Source organism: Nocardiopsis protaetiae (assembly GCF_045446735.1).
Taxonomy (GTDB): domain Bacteria; phylum Actinomycetota; class Actinomycetes; order Streptosporangiales; family Streptosporangiaceae; genus Nocardiopsis; species Nocardiopsis protaetiae.
This window is the reverse complement of the sequence record NZ_JBJJBV010000276.1, coordinates 1-16349: the sequence shown is the minus strand read 5'-3', so window position 1 is coordinate 16349 and position 16349 is coordinate 1. Positions and strand designations below refer to the sequence as shown.

The 16349-nt window shown below is 71.7% G+C and carries 13 protein-coding genes; 12 read left to right on the top strand and 1 reads right to left on the bottom strand.

Translation table 11 applies throughout. The annotated features are described in order from the left end of the window. Positions 1-61 precede the first annotated feature (61 nt). The 9 genes from pth (at position 62) to ACJOT3_RS28900 (ending at position 13031) form a co-directional block, all read left to right on the top strand. Positions 62-637, top strand: a complete 576-nt coding sequence (gene pth / locus ACJOT3_RS28940; RefSeq protein WP_406976293.1) for an aminoacyl-tRNA hydrolase — start codon at positions 62-64, stop codon at positions 635-637. 2871 nt (positions 638-3508) lie between these two features. After that, a complete protein-coding gene (locus ACJOT3_RS28935; RefSeq protein ID WP_406976295.1) occupies positions 3509-4948 on the top strand; it encodes a sugar transferase in 1440 nt (479 codons plus the stop codon). A 3-nt stretch (positions 4949-4951) separates the two neighbouring features. After that, complete coding sequence (locus ACJOT3_RS28930; RefSeq protein ID WP_406976292.1) at positions 4952-5743, top strand: 3'(2'),5'-bisphosphate nucleotidase CysQ; 792 nt, start codon at positions 4952-4954, stop codon at positions 5741-5743. A 61-nt stretch (positions 5744-5804) separates the two neighbouring features. Further along, positions 5805-6737, top strand: a complete 933-nt coding sequence (cysD, locus tag ACJOT3_RS28925; protein WP_406976291.1) for a sulfate adenylyltransferase subunit CysD — start codon at positions 5805-5807, stop codon at positions 6735-6737. Between the two features lie 102 nt (positions 6738-6839). Continuing rightward, positions 6840-8108 (top strand): sulfate adenylyltransferase subunit CysN, encoded by a 1269-nt coding sequence (gene cysN / locus ACJOT3_RS28920; RefSeq protein WP_406976290.1) that lies wholly within the window; start codon positions 6840-6842, stop codon positions 8106-8108. 510 nt (positions 8109-8618) lie between these two features. Beyond that, positions 8619-9779 (top strand): S8 family peptidase, encoded by a 1161-nt coding sequence (locus ACJOT3_RS28915; RefSeq protein ID WP_406976289.1) that lies wholly within the window; start codon positions 8619-8621, stop codon positions 9777-9779. 216 nt (positions 9780-9995) lie between these two features. Next, positions 9996-10883, top strand: a complete 888-nt coding sequence (locus ACJOT3_RS28910; RefSeq protein ID WP_406976294.1) for a sulfotransferase family protein — start codon at positions 9996-9998, stop codon at positions 10881-10883. A 388-nt stretch (positions 10884-11271) separates the two neighbouring features. Beyond that, on the top strand, positions 11272-12387 hold the full coding sequence (locus ACJOT3_RS28905) for a glycoside hydrolase family 26 protein (protein WP_406976288.1): 1116 nt from the start codon (positions 11272-11274) through the stop codon (positions 12385-12387). A gap of 47 nt (positions 12388-12434) precedes the next feature. Then, positions 12435-13031 carry a 3'-5' exonuclease gene (locus ACJOT3_RS28900; protein ID WP_406976287.1) on the top strand — a complete coding sequence of 199 codons (597 nt, stop codon included), beginning with the start codon at positions 12435-12437 and terminating at the stop codon, positions 13029-13031. Positions 13032-13044: 13 nt separating this feature from the next. Here ACJOT3_RS28900 and ACJOT3_RS28895 read toward each other — a convergent pair whose 3' ends face one another. Then, positions 13045-13659 (bottom strand): TetR/AcrR family transcriptional regulator, encoded by a 615-nt coding sequence (locus ACJOT3_RS28895; protein ID WP_406976286.1) that lies wholly within the window; start codon positions 13657-13659, stop codon positions 13045-13047. Positions 13660-13772: 113 nt separating this feature from the next. On the opposite strand from ACJOT3_RS28895, the gene ACJOT3_RS28890 reads away from it, so the two are divergent. The 3 genes from ACJOT3_RS28890 (at position 13773) to ACJOT3_RS28880 (ending at position 16284) form a co-directional block, all read left to right on the top strand. Then, positions 13773-14216 (top strand): organic hydroperoxide resistance protein, encoded by a 444-nt coding sequence (locus ACJOT3_RS28890; protein WP_406976285.1) that lies wholly within the window; start codon positions 13773-13775, stop codon positions 14214-14216. A gap of 62 nt (positions 14217-14278) precedes the next feature. Then, positions 14279-14851 (top strand): hypothetical protein, encoded by a 573-nt coding sequence (locus ACJOT3_RS28885; protein WP_406976284.1) that lies wholly within the window; start codon positions 14279-14281, stop codon positions 14849-14851. Further along, positions 14848-16284: a dihydrolipoyl dehydrogenase family protein gene (locus ACJOT3_RS28880; RefSeq protein ID WP_406976283.1), complete on the top strand. Its 1437-nt coding sequence runs from the start codon at positions 14848-14850 to the stop codon at positions 16282-16284. Before ACJOT3_RS28885 ends, ACJOT3_RS28880 begins: the two co-directional genes overlap by 4 nt. Positions 16285-16349 lie beyond the last annotated feature (65 nt).

The window sequence follows — 16349 nt, the reverse complement described above, 5'->3', positions numbered from 1 at the left end:
CCGCGCCCGGTCTTTCGTCTGTAGGCTCGTCCCCGTGTGGGGACGGTGGAGGAAGAAGGACATGGCGGAGACCGAGCGCTGGCTGGTCGTCGGGCTGGGCAACCCCGGGCCCAAGTACGCCGGGAACCGGCACAACGCGGGCTTCATGGTGGTGGACGCGCTGGCGGGCGGCGAGCGTTGGAAGGCGCACAAGGCGCACGCCGAGGTGGTGGAGACCCGCCTGGACGGCGTCGCGGTGGTGCTGGCCAAGCCGCGCACCTACATGAACCTGTCGGGCGGGCCGGTGTCGGCGCTGGCCAAGTTCTACAAGGTGCCGCCGGAGCGGATCGTCGTCGTGCACGACGAGATGGACATCGACTTCGGCGCCCTCAAGCTCAAGAAGGGCGGCGGCTCGGGCGGCCACAACGGGCTCAAGTCCACCACGGCCTCCCTGGGCGGGCCCGGCTACCTGCGGGTCCGGTTCGGCGTGGGCCGCCCGCCGGGGCGCATGGACCCGGCGGTGTACGTGCTGCGCGACTTCTCCTCGACCGAACGCGGCGAGCTCGACCTCAACATCGACCGAGCCGCCGACGCCGTCCGCACGGTCCTGACCGACGGCCTCGAACGCGCCCAGAACATCTACCACACGGCGGCCTGAGCCGGGCCCGGCTTTCCCACGCTTTGAGGGCCAAGACCCCGCCCGGGGGGCTGCCCACCGGGCGGGGTCTTGGCGTTGGGGGTCGCTGCGGGCGGCCCCCTTTTTTGTGCCTTTGGGCCGGCCGGCAGGTGGGTCCACGCATGTTCTGTTAACGCTGTGGGTGGTGAAGGTCGCCTGTTCGGGGCCCCGGCACAGCTCGGAGGAAAGGATCGGTTCCTCCGGCTCCGGGGGGTTGGCGGAGGAGTCACCTCGGTTCCCGGACCCGTGGGGGTGAGGGCTGCGGGTACCGGGACCTTCGCCCCAGGGGGTTGCCCACCTTTCCCGGGGGCCTCAGCCCCAGCCCGGCCACCCGCCCGGGGCCTTCGCCATAGGGGGTTGCCCACCCGACCGGGGGCCTCAGCCCCAACCCGGACACCTTCCTGATCACCCCCGCCGCAGGGGGTGACGGCGGCAGGAGGCCTCCGGCCCTGGCCCCAGAGGGTTTCCCGCCTGCCCGGGGCCTCAGCCCCAGCCCCATCCCTCTCTTGGAGTCCTCAGCCCCAGCCGGAGGGCGTCGCGCCTCCCCCGCCGCAGGGGGTGAGGGCGGCAGGAGGCCTCCGGCCCTGGCCCCGGGGGGTTACCCACCTTTCCTGGGGGCCTCAGCCCCAACCCGGACACCTTCCTGACCACCCCCGCCGCAGGGGGTGAGGGCCGCACGAGGCCTCCGGCCCCGGCCTCAGGGGGTTACCCACCTGACCTGGGGCCTCAGCCACAGCCCGGACACCTTCCTGGCCGCCCCCGCCGCGGGGGGTGACGGCGGCAGGAGGCCTCCGGCCCTGGCCCCAGGGGGTTTCGGTAGAGCGGGACGGGGCCCCGGCCGCAGGGGGTGAGACAGCAAGAGCAGGTTTCCAAGTGGCCAGCCATCTGCGGAGGGCGGTGTGCGGAGACCGCTCTCGGTCGCGTTGGTCTCCACGGGTCACCCCTTGGGAACGTACAGACCCGGGCTGGGCGCGGAGCCGTCCCCACGGTACGAGGCCCGGCAGACCAGCAGGTGTACGCGTTTCCTGCACGTCCGGGGTGGTGGGGGTGTTGCTTTTCCAGGGGACGGGTCGGGGCACAGCGCACATCCCCGGCCACACAGGTCCACGGAAAGACGCTCCGACTGTGAAGCCGCGGTTGCACAGACCTCGCTTGAAAGCCCGACCACCTGGTGTAGTAACCCCGGCCCCGATCGCCTTCCCCGCCGCAGGGGGTGAAACCCCGGCCCCGATTGCCTTCCCTGGACACAGGGGGTGATCGCGTGCACACTTTCGGTGGTGCCGGTGGCGGTCCCACCTCCCGAAACCCCCTGTCCCCCGGGCCCCAGGACAAGTACAACCGTCACCCGCCCGTGGCGAAGGCCCCGGTCCTTCTCCGATCTGGGGCTGATGCCGCGGATAACCTGCGGCCTGCACCCCCTGGAGTGCAGGTCGTGGTTCTTCCTCCCGACACCCCCTGTGTCTGGGGAGGGCACTGACGGCGGGGGTTACCCCGTCTGTGGTCGGGCTTTCAAGCGAGGTCTGTGCAACCGCGGCTTCACAGTCGGAGCGTCTTTCCGTGGACCTGTGTGGCCGGGGATGTGCGCTGTGCCCCGACCCGTCCCCGGAAAACACCCCCACCGCTCGGGACGTGAGTCCAACGCGTACGTCTTTTTGGTCTGCCGGGCCTCGTACCGTGGGGACGGCTCCGCGCCCAGCCCGGGTCTGTACGTTCCCAAGGGGTGACGGTGGAGACCAACGGCTCCGAGTCCGGTCTCCCGCACACCGCCCTCCGCAGATGGTTGCCGTTCTGGAAACCTGCTCTTGCTGTCTCACCCCCTGGGGCCGGGGTCCCGTCCCGCTCTACCGAAACCCCCTGGGGTGGGGGCGGGAAGCCTCCTGCTGCCGTCACCCCCTGCGGCGGGGGAGGCACAACGCCCTCCGGCTATGGCTAAGGCCCCGGGCAGGTGACCGGGCTGGGGCTGAGGCCCAGGTCAGGTGGGAAACCCCCCGGGGCCGGGGCCGGAGGCCTCCTACTGCCGTCACCCCCTGCGGCGGGGGAGGCACAACGCCCTCCGGCTGTGGCCAGGGCCCCGGGGAAGGTGGAAACCCCCCGGGGCCGGAGGCCTCCTACTACCTTCACCCCCTACGGCGAGGGAAGCCAGGGATCTGGCCGGGCTGGGGCCAAGGCCCCGGGCAGGTGGAAACCCCCTGGGATTGGGGCCGGAGGCTTCCTGCCGCCCTCACCCCCTGCGGCGGGGGCGGCAAGGAAGGTGGCCGGGCTGGGGCTGAGGCCCCCGGGAAAGGTGGGCAACCCCCTGCGGCGAGGGAGGCACAACGCCCTCCGGTTGTGGCTGGGGGCTCCAGGACGGGGGCAACCCCCTGGGGTCGGGGCGGGAGGCCTCGTGCGGCCGTCACCCCCTGGGGCGGGGGTGGCCAGGGACGTGACCGGTGGGCCTACATCGCCAAGCGGCGGGTGGAGCGGGCCCGGCGGGACCTGGAAGCGCTGGCGGAGGAGGTTCCCGACGACGCCTACGTCCGGTTGCTGCTGGCCGGTGCGCTGCGCCGGAGCGGGGAGCCGGAGGCTCTGGGCTGAGGGTTTTCGGCCGGGCCGTTATGGGGTCGGGTCACTACGCTCGGTGAGGCCGTTCGGTCTCGGGAGGGATACATTCCCGGGCCGAACGGCCCTTCTTTGTCGACAGCCAACAACGGAGAGCGACTTTTCCACTACTTTTGGTTACTGTCGGGGCGGTGTCCTGGCTTTCGGTCGATGACGTGAAGTGATGATTTTCGGACCAGCGTCGGTCCTGGGGGATACATGGTCGCGAGCAGTGCTGTGAAGGACGTCCGCGAGCGGGTGGCGGTAACGGCCCCGATGCCGGAGATCAGCTCCCTGCCCCTGCCGCCCCGACCATGGACGCGCTCCTACGTGGCCGGACTCCTGGTGCTCGACCTGGTCGCCGCCCTGGGCGCGGGCCTGATCGGCACCACCGCGCGCTTCCATGGTGCGCTGACCGCCGCCACCACCGTCCCCTACCTGTGGTTCTCCCTGGCCCTGCCGCCGCTGTGGTGCCTGTTCGTCTACCTGGCCGGCGGCTACGCCCGACGCTTCATCGGGGTGGGCACCGAGGAGTACCGGCGGGTCGCCGTGGCCGGCCTCACCCTGGCCGCCGGCGTCGCCATCGCCGCCTACGCGGTCAAGTTCGACCTCGCCCGCGGCTACGTCCTGGTCACCTTGCCGCTGGTGGTGCTCGCCACACTCGCGCTGCGCTACGCCCGGCGCAAAGCACTGCACCGCCGCCGCCGGTCCGGCGACTGTATGAACGGGGTCGTCGTGGTCGGCCACCGGATCGCCGCCGGCGAGCTCATCCGGCGCTTCCGCGACGAGATCTACCACGGCATGCGCGTGGTCGGCGTCTGCCTGCCCGAACACGAGGTGGCGGCGGGCGCCGCCGAGGTCGAGGACTGCCCGGTCCTGGGCTCCTTCGCCGGGGCCGCCGACGCCGCCGCCCTGGTCGGCGCCGACACCGTCGCGGTCCTGGCCTGCCCCGAGATGGACGGCGTCGAGCTGCGCCGCCTGGCCTGGCGGCTGGAGAAGTCCGACACCGAGCTCATCGTGGCCTCCGCCCTCATGGAGGTCGCCGGGCCGCGCACCACCATCCGCCCCGTCGCCGGGCTGCCCCTGCTGCACGTCGAGCACCCCGAGCTCGCCGGGGTGCGCCGGGTCCTCAAGGGGGTCTTCGACCGCGGGGCCGCCGCGCTGGCCCTGGTCCTGCTGTCGCCCCTGTTCCTGGTGCTCGCCGTGCTCATCCGCTGGGAGGACCGCGGACCGGTTTTCTTCACCCAGACGCGCGTAGGGCGGGGTGGCTCCGAGTTCCCCGTGTACAAGTTTCGTACCATGGTGGTCGGGGCCGAATCGCTGAAGGCGGCGCTGCGGTCCCACAACGAGCACGACGGTGTGCTGTTCAAGATGCGAAGGGACCCCAGGGTGACCCCGGTCGGGGCCTGGCTGCGCCGGTACTCGCTCGACGAGCTTCCCCAGCTCGTCAACGTGGTCCGGGGCGAGATGTCCCTGGTCGGTCCCCGGCCGCCGCTTCCGGAGGAGGTCGCCCGCTACGGGCACGACGTCCGCCGCAGGCTGGTGGTCAAACCGGGGCTGACGGGGCTGTGGCAGGTCAGCGGCCGCTCCGACCTCTCTTGGGAGGAATCGGTCCGCCTGGATCTGCGCTACGTGGAAAACTGGTCGCTGACGTTGGACATCCAGATCCTGTGGAAGACGTGGTCAGCGGTGATCCGTGGGGCGGGGGCGTACTGAACGGTGAAGAACATCCGAAACGATCATGAGGTGGCCCGCGACCTGGCGAGCGAGGCGGGGCAGCTGCTGCTGCGCCTGCGCGCCCGGCACGGTTTCGCCGAGCCCGACGTCCTGCGCACTCTGGGCGACCGCACCTCGCACGAGTTCCTGTTCTCCGCCCTGGGCCGGCTGCGCCCCAGCGACGCGGTGCTCTCCGAGGAGGGTGTGGACGACCCGGCCCGGCTGCGCGCCCGCCGGGTGTGGATCATCGACCCGCTGGACGGCACCCGCGAGTTCGCCGAGGCCGGGCGGGTCGACTGGGCGGTGCACGTGGCCCTGTGGGAGAACGGCGAGCTGGTCGCCGGGGCGGTCGCTCTGCCCGCCCAGGGCAGCACCCTGTCGACGGTGGACCCGCCGTGGCTGCCGGAGGAGCGCCCGTCGGGGCAGCGGCTGCGGATCACGGTGAGCCGTTCGCGCCCACCCGCGTTCGCGCAGCGCATGGCCACCCAGCTGGGCGCCGAGCTGGTCCCGATGGGGTCGGCGGGCGCCAAGATCTGCTCGGTGCTGCTGGGCATGGCCGACATCTACGTCCACGCCGGGGGCCAGTACGAGTGGGACACGGCCGCCCCGGTGGCGGTCGCCCAGGCCTCGGGCCTGCACGCCTCCCGGATCGACGGCTCCGCCCTGCGCTATAACGTAGCCGACCCGCTACTCCCCGATGTCCTTGTATGCCGATCGGAATTGTCGGGTATGTTGTTGGCTAGCATCCGCGACGGCGCGGACCTGGACAGCGCCGGTCCGCACGCGGGGGGCTAGACGAAAGGCCCTCCGCCGTCGGTCGAGCCGGTGCCCCCAGCGGTATCTCTAAGGCGGATTCATGGGTCAGGCGAGTCAGCAGACGCCCGGGCGCTACCAGCTCTCCCAGCTGGACGTCCTTGAGGCCGAGGCGATCTTCATCATGCGCGAGGTGGCCGCGGAGTTCGAGCGGCCGGTGCTGCTCTTCTCCGGCGGCAAGGACTCGATCGTCATGCTCCGCCTCGCCGAGAAGGCCTTCTGGCCGGGCGCCATCCCCTTCCCCGTGATGCATGTGGACACCGGCCACAACTTCCCCGAGGTCATCGAGTTCCGGGACCGCCGGGTCGAGCAGGCCGGGGTGCGCCTGGTCGTCGCCTCCGTCCAGGAGCAGATCGACGCGGGCAAGGTCACCGAGCCCACCGGCCGCTGGGCCAGCCGCAACCGCCTCCAGACCGCCGCCCTGCTGGAGGCCATCGAGGACCACGGGTTCGACGCGGCCTTCGGCGGTGCCCGCCGCGACGAGGAGAAGGCCCGCGCCAAGGAGCGCGTGTTCTCCTTCCGCGACGAGTTCGGCCAGTGGGACCCCAAGAACCAGCGCCCCGAGCTGTGGAGCGTGTTCAACACCCGCATCGACCGGGGCGAGCACATCCGGGTCTTCCCGATCTCCAACTGGACCGAGCTGGACGTGTGGGCCTACATCCAGCGCGAGGAGCTGGAGCTGCCCTCCATCTACTTCGCCCACGAGCGCAGCGTGTTCGAGCGCGACGGCATCCTGCTCGCCGACTCCCCGCTCATCGCGCGCGACGAGACCGAGGTGCCCTTCACCGAGACCGTGCGCTACCGCACGGTGGGCGACCTCACCTGCACCGGCGCGGTCAAGTCGACCGCCGTGGAGCTCGACGACATCATCGCCGAGATCGCCGCGACCCGGATCACCGAGCGCGGACAGACCAGGGCCGACGACCGTGCCAGCGAGGCGGCCATGGAGGACCGCAAGCGCGAGGGCTACTTCTAGCCCGCCCGTCGGGGATCAGGAGGTCCTCGACGGACGCCTTCGGCGCAGTACCCACTCCGTCACCCTCCGCCGCCCCTCCCTTCCCACATAGGACCAGCGAGCATGACCAACGACATCCTGCGGTTCGCCACGGCGGGCTCCGTGGACGACGGTAAGAGCACCCTGATCGGCCGCCTGCTGTTCGACTCCAAGTCGATCTTCGAGGACCAGCTCGACGCGGTGGAGCGCACCAGCGTCGCGCGCGGCGAGGAGCACACCAACCTGGCGCTGCTCACCGACGGCCTGCGCGCCGAGCGCGAGCAGGGCATCACCATCGACGTGGCCTACCGGTACTTCGCCACGCCCAGGCGGACGTTCATCATCGCGGACACCCCCGGGCACATCCAGTACACCCGCAACATGGTGACCGGGGCCTCCACCGCGGACCTGGCCATCATCCTGGTGGACGCCCGCAAGGGGCTCCAGGAGCAGAGCCGCCGCCACGCCTTCCTCACCACCCTGCTCCAGGTGCCGCACCTGGTCCTGGCGGTCAACAAGATGGACCTGGTCGACTACGACCAGGACCGGTTCGAGGAGATCAAGGCCGAGTTCACCGACTTCGCCGCCAAGCTGGACGCGCGCGACCTCACCTTCGTGCCGATCTCGGCGCTGCACGGCGACAACGTGGTGGAGCGCTCGGAGAACATGCCCTGGTACAGCGGCCCCTCGCTGCTGCACCACCTGGAGAACGTGCACATCGCCTCGGACCGCAACCTCATCGACGCGCGCTTCCCGGTGCAGTACGTGATCCGGCCGCACAAGTCCGACGACCCCGAGCTGCACGACTACCGCGGCTACGCGGGCCAGCTCGCCGGGGGCGTGCTCAAGCCGGGCGACGAGGTCGTGCACCTGCCGTCCGGGCTGACCAGCCGGATCGCCAGGATCACCACGGCGGACGGGGAGGTCGCCGAGGCGTTCGCGCCGATGTCGGTCACCCTGCTGCTGGAGGACGAGATCGACATCTCCCGGGGCGACATGATCTGCCGCCCCAACAACACGCCGACGGCGTCCCAGGACATCGAGGCGATGGTCTGCTGGATGACGGACGCGCGCAAGCTGACGCCGCGCTCCAAGCTCATCGTCAAGCACACCACCCGCACGGCGAAGGTGATGGTCAAGGACCTGCGCTACCGGCTGGACGTCAACACGCTGCACCGTGACGAGCAGGCCGACCACCTGGGGCTCAACGAGATCGGGCGGGTGCGGCTGCGCTCCACCCAGCCCCTGTTCGTCGACGAGTACACGCGCAACCGGCAGACGGGCGGGTTCATCCTCATCGACGAGGCCACCAACGCCACGGTCGGCGCGGGGATGGTCGTCCGGGCCGACTAGCCCGGGCCGGTACCGACCGGCACCGGACACACGCAGGGGGCCGCCCATCGGGCGGCCCCCTCGCCGTGCGCGGACCCGGCGGACGGGCCGTGCGCGGGGCGGTGACGCAGGGTGCGCGGAGCGTGCCCGGGCTCCGGCGGCGCCGCCGGGATTCCTGAATCAATGGACGCTTCATTCGCGTATTTCCTCATTATTTCTGATCGTAAAACCCTGTTCCAGCGGTCCGGGGACGCCGTCCCATTCCTTCTCCAGAGAAACACGAAACCCCACTACACAAGCGTTAAGGTGCGTCGCGTTCCGGAGTGGTGGCAGGTGGGTGACGCGCGACACACGGGGCCGGATCGGCCTTCCGGGCGAGACGAACGGCGAAAAAAATCCGATGAACCCTGGCGTAAAGGACAGTCGGTGATTAAAGTTGCACATCGCAGCAAGGGAGCAACCGGTTGATCACGGTCGGTTATCACGCGCTGTGTGCTTAACATCCCCATACCCCCACCAAGGAGAAAAAGAGTGCAGAAGCACCACTCCCGGAGGACCGTTCTCGGCTTCGTCGCCGCCGGTGCTCTCTCCCTCCCCCTGGCCCTGTCCGGTGCGGTCTCCGCCGGCGCCGACGACCTGGCCCCCCTCTACACGAGCACCGACGCCGTCGCGGGCGAGTGGTTCGTGGTCCTGGAGGAGTCCATCGGCACCGCGTCGGTCACCCCGCGCGCCCTGGGCATCGAGTCCGGCGACATCAACCACACCTACGAGGAGGTCTTCGACGGGTACTCCGCGACCCTGACCGCCGCCGAGGTGCAGGAGCTGCGGGCCCAGGACGGCGTGGCCTACGTCGAGCAGGTCGGCGTCGCCCACACCACCGTCACCTGGGGCCTGGACCGCATCGACCAGGAGGACCTCCCCCTGGACGACTCCTACACCACCACGGCCGACGGCGCGGGCGTCTCCGCCTACATCATCGACACCGGCATCGACCCGAGCCACCCCGACTTCGAGGGCCGGGCCTCCTCCGCCTTCGACGCCTACGGTGGCGAGGGCTTCGACGGCAACGGCCACGGCACCCACGTCGCGGGCACCATCGGCTCCGCGACCTACGGCGTGGCCCCGGCCGCCGAGCTGTTCGGCGTCAAGGTCCTGAGCGACAGCGGCTCGGGCACCTACGCCGACGTCATCGCCGGTATCGACTGGGTGGCCGCCAACGCCCCCGAGAACTCCGTCGCCAACCTGTCCCTGGGCGGCCCCGCCTCCCAGGCCGTGGACGACGCCGTCAACGCCCTGGCCGACTCCGGTGTCTTCGTGGCGGTCGCCGCGGGCAACGAGGGCCAGAACGCCGGCAACGTCTCCCCGGCCCGCGCCGAGCGCGTCGCCACCGTCGGTGCCTCCGACCGCAACGACGCCACGGCCTACTTCTCCAACTTCGGCCCGGCCGTGGACATCTACGCCCCCGGCGTCGCGATCGAGTCGACCGTCCCGGGCGGCGGCGTCGCGGCCTTCTCCGGCACCTCGATGGCCAGCCCGCACGTGGCCGGCGCGGCCGCGCTGTACAAGAGCGCCAACGGCGACGCCGACCAGGACACCGTCCTGGACTGGCTGGTCACCAACGGCTCGCAGGACAAGCTGAGCGGTGTCCCCTCCGGCACCGTCAACATCCTGCTCAACGTCCAGGGTCTGTAACACGGCCAGGGATGTGGAGACCCCGCGCGTCCACACCCCGCCCCTGACCCCGGATGGATGACTGAAGAACGACGGCCCCGGCCCGGGACGCGAACCCCCGGCCCGGGGCCGTCGCATGTCCGCATGAGGGATTATGACGTAACGACCCTGAGTGGTCACGGAAAGTAATAGCCTGTGCGGGTGGAAGAGGCATATCGGCTGGTGTTCGTCGGCGGCATGGGCCGCTCCGGATCGACCCTGATCGAGCGGCTGCTGGGCGAGCTGCCCGGGTTCTGCTCGGTCGGCGAGACGGTGCACCTGTGGCGGCGCGGGGTGGTGGAGAACGAGCTCTGCGGGTGCGGGCTGCCGTTCGCCGACTGCGGGTTCTGGACCGACGTGGGCAAGGAGGCGTTCGGCGGCTGGCGGCGGCTGGACGTGCCGCGCGTGCTCGGGCTCAAGGACAGCGTGGACCGGACCCGCTTCCTGCCCGTCCTGCTCAACGGCTCGGACGAGGGGCCGCTGGCCGAGCGCAGCGCCCGCTACACCGAGCTCTACCACCGGCTCTACACCGCGATCGCCCTGGTCAGCGGCTCGTCGGTGATCATCGACGCCAGCAAGCACGCCTCCCTGGCCGCCTGCCTGCGCTGGCGCTACGGGGCACGGATGCGACTGCTGCACGTGGTGCGCGACCCCCGGGCGGTGGCGCACTCCTGGAGCAAGCGGGTGCCCCGGCCGGACGCCTCGCCCAGCAGCAGCGAACCGGAGATGGCCCGCTACTCCGCCGGGCGCTCGGCGGTGCAGTGGATGGCGCAGAACGCCTGCTTCGACGCCCTGGCCCGGCGCGGCACCCCCACGCTGCGGGTGCGCTACGAGGACTTCACGGCCGCGCCGAACGAGGAGTTCGCGCGCATCGCCGAGTTCGCCGGGTACCGGGGGGAGTGCCCGGACCTGGGGGACGGGGTGTCGCTGTCGCGGGGGCACGCGCTGTCGGGCAACCCGATGCGCTTCGCCGCGGGGCCGGTGGGGGTGCGCGCCGACCAGGGGTGGCGCGAGGCGCTGCCGCCGTGGCGGCGGCGCCTGGTGGCGGCGATGACGGCGTCGGGCCGACGGCGGTACGGGTATTGAGGCCGGGCCGGGGGGCCTGGGGCCGAGGTGCGGGCGGATGCCGAAGGCGCGGCGGGCTCCGAAAGCGAGCGGCGCCGGGGTGCGGCGGGTGCCGAAGACGGGTGGGGGCCGAGACGGGGCGGACACCGAAGGTGCGGCGGGCGCCGAAGACGGGCGGATGCCGAAGGCGGGCGGGCACCGAGGCGGGGCGAGGATCGAGGTCGGGCGAGGGCTGGGGTGGGGTGAGGACTGAAGGTGGAACGAGGGCCGCGAGTGGGCGGGGGCTTCGGTGGGGCCGGAAACCTCTGGTCTTCGCCCGTTTTGCCTGGTGGGGGTATTGCGTCCAGGTGTCGTAACGTATGGTGTTCATGTGAATGCCATCTGTAGTCACTCCTAGGGGGCGGGCGTTGTGGACAGCGGACCGGTACGGGTGATGGCGTCGGTGGGGGCCGTGCTCCTCACCCTCACGCTCACCGGCGCGGACGGGGCCGGGAGCGGGGACTGGGCGGCCGAACCGGCCGGGGTGCCGCGGCGCGCGTTCACCGCGCCCATGCTGGGACTGCCCGCCGACGCCGAACACCGCTGCACCGTCTCGGAGATCCTCGAACCCAGCTGCGGGGTGTGGTGGGGCGGCAGCCCCCACAACGGTCAGCTGGAGGCGCTGGAGGACGCCGCCGGGCGGCGGATGGACATCGTGTACACCTGGCGCGGCATCGACCAGGCCCAGGTCCCGGGGGAGAAGGAGCGCCGGTACCTGGCCGAGGGGCGGTTCGTGCACACCAACATCGAGGCGCGCCGGTTCACGCGCTCGGGGCATCCGGCCGTGTCCTACCGGACGATCCTGGCCGGGGAGTTCGACGCGGTGCTGCGCCAGCAGGCGCGCGCGGTGGCGGCGCTGGAGGCGCCCTACTTCCTCACGTTCGACCACGAGGCCGACGCCAACAAGCGCTACAACACCCGCGGGACACCGCAGGAGTTCACCCGGGCGTGGCGGCACATCGTCGACATCTACCGGGCCGAGGGCGCCGACAACGCCATCTGGGTGTGGAACGTGACGGGGTGGGCGGGCAACCTCGGGCGGCTGCCGGGCCTGTGGCCGGGCAACGACTACGTCGACTGGATCAGCTGGGAGGCGTACAACATGACCGGCTGCGACCTCATGCCGAACTGGAGGCACGTGGACTCGTTCGAGGACGCGCTGCGGCCGGCGTACGAGTGGATCCAGAACGAGGGGCCCGAACACGGGATCGACGCCACCAAGCCGGTGATGATCGGCGAGATGGGGACGACGTTCATCGGGGCCCGCGAGACCCTCCAGTGGTACACGGACGTGCCGCGGGTGCTGCCCAGGTACGAGCGGATCCGGGCCGTCAAGGTGTGGGACAGCAAGGTGTCGGACGGGTGCGACTTCCGGGTGGGGGTCAACCGGTACGCGCAGCAGGGGTTCGAGATGGCGGGGCGCGACCCGTACGTCAACCTGCCCGACCGGGTGCGGCGGCTGGCGGAGTACGCGCACCGGGACTGACGAAAACCCTGTGACACCGGTGGTCGGGGCGTGGTCGAATCCGTTCCATGGCCAACGGACTGTGGAACATCGTGGACGTCGAGGCGACCTGCTGGAGGGGATCGCCGCCGCCCGGTTCCGCCAACGAGATCATCGAGATCGGGCTGAGCGTCGTGGACGCCGCCACGGGGGAGCGGGTGTCCCGGCACGGGCTGCTGGTGCGGCCGGGGCGGTCCGAGGTGAGCGCGTTCTGCACGGAGCTGACGGGGATCACCCCGGAGATGGTCGAGGACGCGGTGACGTTCGAGGAGGCCTGTCGCTGGCTGGCCGCCGAGCACGCGTCGGCCGAACGCCCGTGGGCGAGCTGGGGCGACTACGACCGCAGGCAGTTCGAGCGCCAGTGCGCGATGACGGGGGTGGCCTACCCGTTCGGCGACCGGCACGTGAACGCCAAGCGGGTCTTCGCCGAGCTGCACGGGATGCGCAAGAAGATGCCGGGCATGGCCCGCGCGCTGGACACCGCGGGGCTGCCGCTGGAGGGCCGCCACCACCGCGGCGAGGACGACGCCTGGAACATCGCGGCGCTGGTGGGGCACCTGGTGGAGCGTGACGCCTGGCCGACGGCGCGGGCCGCGGACACCGGGGAACCGGCGCCCACGGCCTGAGGCCCCGGACCCGTCAGTCCCCGGTCGCCTCGTCGGCCGCCGCCGACGTGACGACCGCCTCGAACGCGGCGGCGAGGGAGCCTGCGACGGAGGCCGGGTCCCCGAGGTAGCCGTTGACCATCGCCCCGTCCCGCAGGATCATCAGCTGCCGCGCCGTGGCCTCGACATCCCCCACGCCCGCCTCCGCCGCGATGGCGGCGAACTCCCCGAGCATCCAGCCGCGGTGCGCGTCGACGGCGACCCGGACCGGGTCGTCGGGGTCGGCGAACTCCGCCGACGCGTTGATGAACGCGCACCCCCGGAACCCCGGACGGCAGCTCGCGGCCCCGATGTCGGTGGCGAGCGCGCGCAGCGAACCCACCGGGTCGCCCGCGCGGCGCACCCCCTGGACCCACTCGCGCTCCCCGGCCGCCTGATCCTCCAGGTACGCGACCACGAGATCGCTCTTGGTGCGGAAGTGGCGGTAGAACGTCACCTTCGTGATGCCCACCTGCTCGATGACGCGGTCGGCGCTCGTGGCGCGGATGCCGTGGGCGTAGAACAGCTCGTTCGCGGCGGCGAGGATACGCGCTCTCGTGGCGGCCCCCGACGTGGTGCGCTTCACCGGTTCGGTGACCTCGGCGTGCATGTCCTGCTCCCGTCATTGAAGTGTCCGACCGGTTGCACCGGCACTGCGGACAGTCTAGAGTCGCCAATGTAGACGAACTAGTAACTCTACATCGTGACGCTCAAGGAGAACCGATGTCCGAAACCCTGTACACCGCCATCGCGACCTCGACGGGCGACGGCCGGGCCGGAGGCCGCACGGTGACCGACGACGGCCTGCTCGCCGTGACACTCGCCATCCCGACGTCCATGGGCGGCCCCGGCGGGGCCACCAACCCCGAGCAGCTGTTCGCCGCCGGCTGGTCGTCGTGCTTCCACTCGGCGCTCAAGCTCGTGGCCTCCCAGCGCAAGGTGGCGCTGGTGGACTCCACCGTCGTCGCCGAGGTCTCGATCGTCCCCACCCAGACCGGCGGCTTCGCGTTGCAGGCCGCGCTGCGCGTGCACCTCGGAGGCGGGATCGAGGCCCGGGAGGCCGAGAGCCTGGTCGCCGCCGCGCACCAGGTGTGCCCCTACTCGGCGGCCACCCGCGGCAACGTGCCCGTCAGCCTCACCACCACCGTCGCCGCGGCCTGCGACTGACCCGCGTACCTCCCGAGAACACGACTTCCCGAGAACCCGAGAACCCGAGAAAGAGAGACATCATGACCGTGTCCGACACGACGGCCGCGCCGCCCCGGTTCGGCGCCGCGCTGCGCCGCCTGTACTTCATCCGCGTCGTCTTCGCCTTCGCCTGGGCGGCGCTCGTGTTCACGGTCGCCGGGTCCTCGGGCCCGCTGCTGACCGCGCTCCTGGTCGTCTACCCGCTCTTCGACGCGGGCGCCGTCCTGTGGCAACTGCGCTCCAAGGACCGGGTCCCCGGCTCGCCGCAGGCGGCGGAGTGGATCAACGTGGCGGTCAGCGTCACCGTGGCCATCGCCCTGGGCTGGGCCTCGACGGTGTCGCCCGCCACCGCCCTGATCGTCTGGGGTGTGTGGGCCATCGGCTCCGGCATCCCCCAGCTCGTCGCCGCCCTCCGGCGGTGGCGAACCGGCGGCCAGCTCCCGCAGGTCCTCAGCGGCGGCCTCTCGGTCCTGGCCGGGTCCGCCTTCCTGCTCCAGGGGCTCCAGGGCTCCGGTGACATCGCCGGGGTCGGCGGCTACGCCGCCGTGGGCGGGGTCTTCTTCCTGGTCTCCGCCATCCGACTGACCGTCCTGCTGCGAAAGAAGGCGTCATGACCGGCACCCGGGGACAGGCAACCGAGGACAAGGCGTTCGACTACGACCTGATCGTCGTGGGCGCAGGCCCGGTCGGCGAGAACGTCGCCGACTACGCGACCAAACGCGGCATCCGCACGGCGATCGTCGAATCCGAGCTGGTCGGCGGCGAGTGCTCCTACTGGGCGTGCATGCCCTCCAAGGCGCTGCTGCGCAGCGGGCACGCGATCCGCGCGGCCCGTCGGCTCGCCGGGGCCCGCGAGGCGGTCGGGAGACCCGTCGACGCGGCCGCGGTCCTGGACCGGCGCTCGTCGTTCACGAGCCACTGGAAGGACGACGGCCAGGTCGCCTGGCTCGAATCCGCGGGCATCGACCTGGTCCGCGGTCGCGGCCGCATCAGCGGCCCCCACCAGGTGAGCGTCGACGGCCGGGTCCTCGCGGCGCGGGCTGTCGCCCTGGCCACGGGCTCCGTCCCGGTCCTGCCCCCGATCCCGGGCCTGGCGGCCGCCGCCCCCTGGGGCACCCGCGAGGCCAACGCCACCGAGCACGTCCCGCCGCGGCTCATCGTCCTGGGCGGCGGGGTCGCGGGCACCGAGCTGGCGTTCGCGTTCTCCTCGCTGGGCTCGCGCGTGACCCTGCTGTCCAACGCCGGGCTGCTGGACCGCGAGGAGCCCTTCGTCGGTGAGCACCTCGCCGCCGCCCTGGCCGAGGACGGGGTCGACGTGCACCTGGGCGTCACCCCCGTGCGGGTCGACCGCGACGCCGACGGGACCGTCACCGTCGTCCTGGACGACGGCACCGCGTTCGCGGCCGAAGAACTGCTGGTGGCCACCGGGCGCCGCCCCGACACCGGCGACCTCGGCCTCGACTCGGTCGGCCTCGACCCGGCCGCGGTACCGAACGTGGACGACACGATGCTCGTCGACGGCACCGACTGGCTCTACGCCGTCGGCGACGTGAACGGCCGCGCGCTCCTCACCCACCAGGGCAAGTACCAGGCGCGCGCCGCGGGCGAGGCGATCGCCGCCCGGCTCAACGGCACACCGCTCGCCGACGGGCCGTGGGGCGCGCACACCGCCTCCGCGGACCACCTGGCCGTGCCCCGCGTGGTGTTCTCCGACCCCGAGGTCGCCGCCGTCGGGATCTCCGAGGCCGCCGCCCGCGACAAGGGGATCAGGGTCCGGGCCGTCGAGTACGACCTCGGCTCGGTCGCCGGGGCCGCGCTGCACGCCGACGGCTACACCGGCCGCGCCAAGCTGGTCGTCGACGAGGACCGGAAAGTGGTCGTCGGCGCGACCTTCGTCGGCCAGGACGTCGCCGAACTCCTGCACGCGGCGACCGTCGCGGTCGTCGGCGAGGTCCCGGTCGACCGCCTCTGGCACGCCGTCCCCGCCTACCCGACCATCAGCGAGGTCTGGCTGCGGCTCTTGGAGGCCTACGGCCGCCCGGCCTGACACGGACGAACGGCGTGCAGAGCGGGAAAAGAGTCGGAAAAGAGCGGGAAAGACGGCTCCCGGGC

What these genes read in the sequence shown, in the direction of transcription:
- pth (WP_406976293.1), top strand. Translation starts at nt 62, where the DNA reads ATGGCGGAGACCGAGCGCTGGCTGGTCGTCGGGCTGGGCAACCCCGGG.
- ACJOT3_RS28935 (WP_406976295.1), top strand. Translation starts at nt 3,509, where the DNA reads ATGCCGGAGATCAGCTCCCTGCCCCTGCCGCCCCGACCATGGACGCGC.
- cysD (WP_406976291.1), top strand. Translation starts at nt 5,805, where the DNA reads ATGGGTCAGGCGAGTCAGCAGACGCCCGGGCGCTACCAGCTCTCCCAG.
- cysN (WP_406976290.1), top strand. Translation starts at nt 6,840, where the DNA reads ATGACCAACGACATCCTGCGGTTCGCCACGGCGGGCTCCGTGGACGAC.
- ACJOT3_RS28910 (WP_406976294.1), top strand. Translation starts at nt 9,996, where the DNA reads ATGGGCCGCTCCGGATCGACCCTGATCGAGCGGCTGCTGGGCGAGCTG.
- ACJOT3_RS28900 (WP_406976287.1), top strand. Translation starts at nt 12,435, where the DNA reads ATGGCCAACGGACTGTGGAACATCGTGGACGTCGAGGCGACCTGCTGG.
- ACJOT3_RS28895 (WP_406976286.1), bottom strand. Translation starts at nt 13,659, where the DNA reads ATGCACGCCGAGGTCACCGAACCGGTGAAGCGCACCACGTCGGGGGCC.
- ACJOT3_RS28890 (WP_406976285.1), top strand. Translation starts at nt 13,773, where the DNA reads ATGTCCGAAACCCTGTACACCGCCATCGCGACCTCGACGGGCGACGGC.
- ACJOT3_RS28885 (WP_406976284.1), top strand. Translation starts at nt 14,279, where the DNA reads ATGACCGTGTCCGACACGACGGCCGCGCCGCCCCGGTTCGGCGCCGCG.
- ACJOT3_RS28880 (WP_406976283.1), top strand. Translation starts at nt 14,848, where the DNA reads ATGACCGGCACCCGGGGACAGGCAACCGAGGACAAGGCGTTCGACTAC.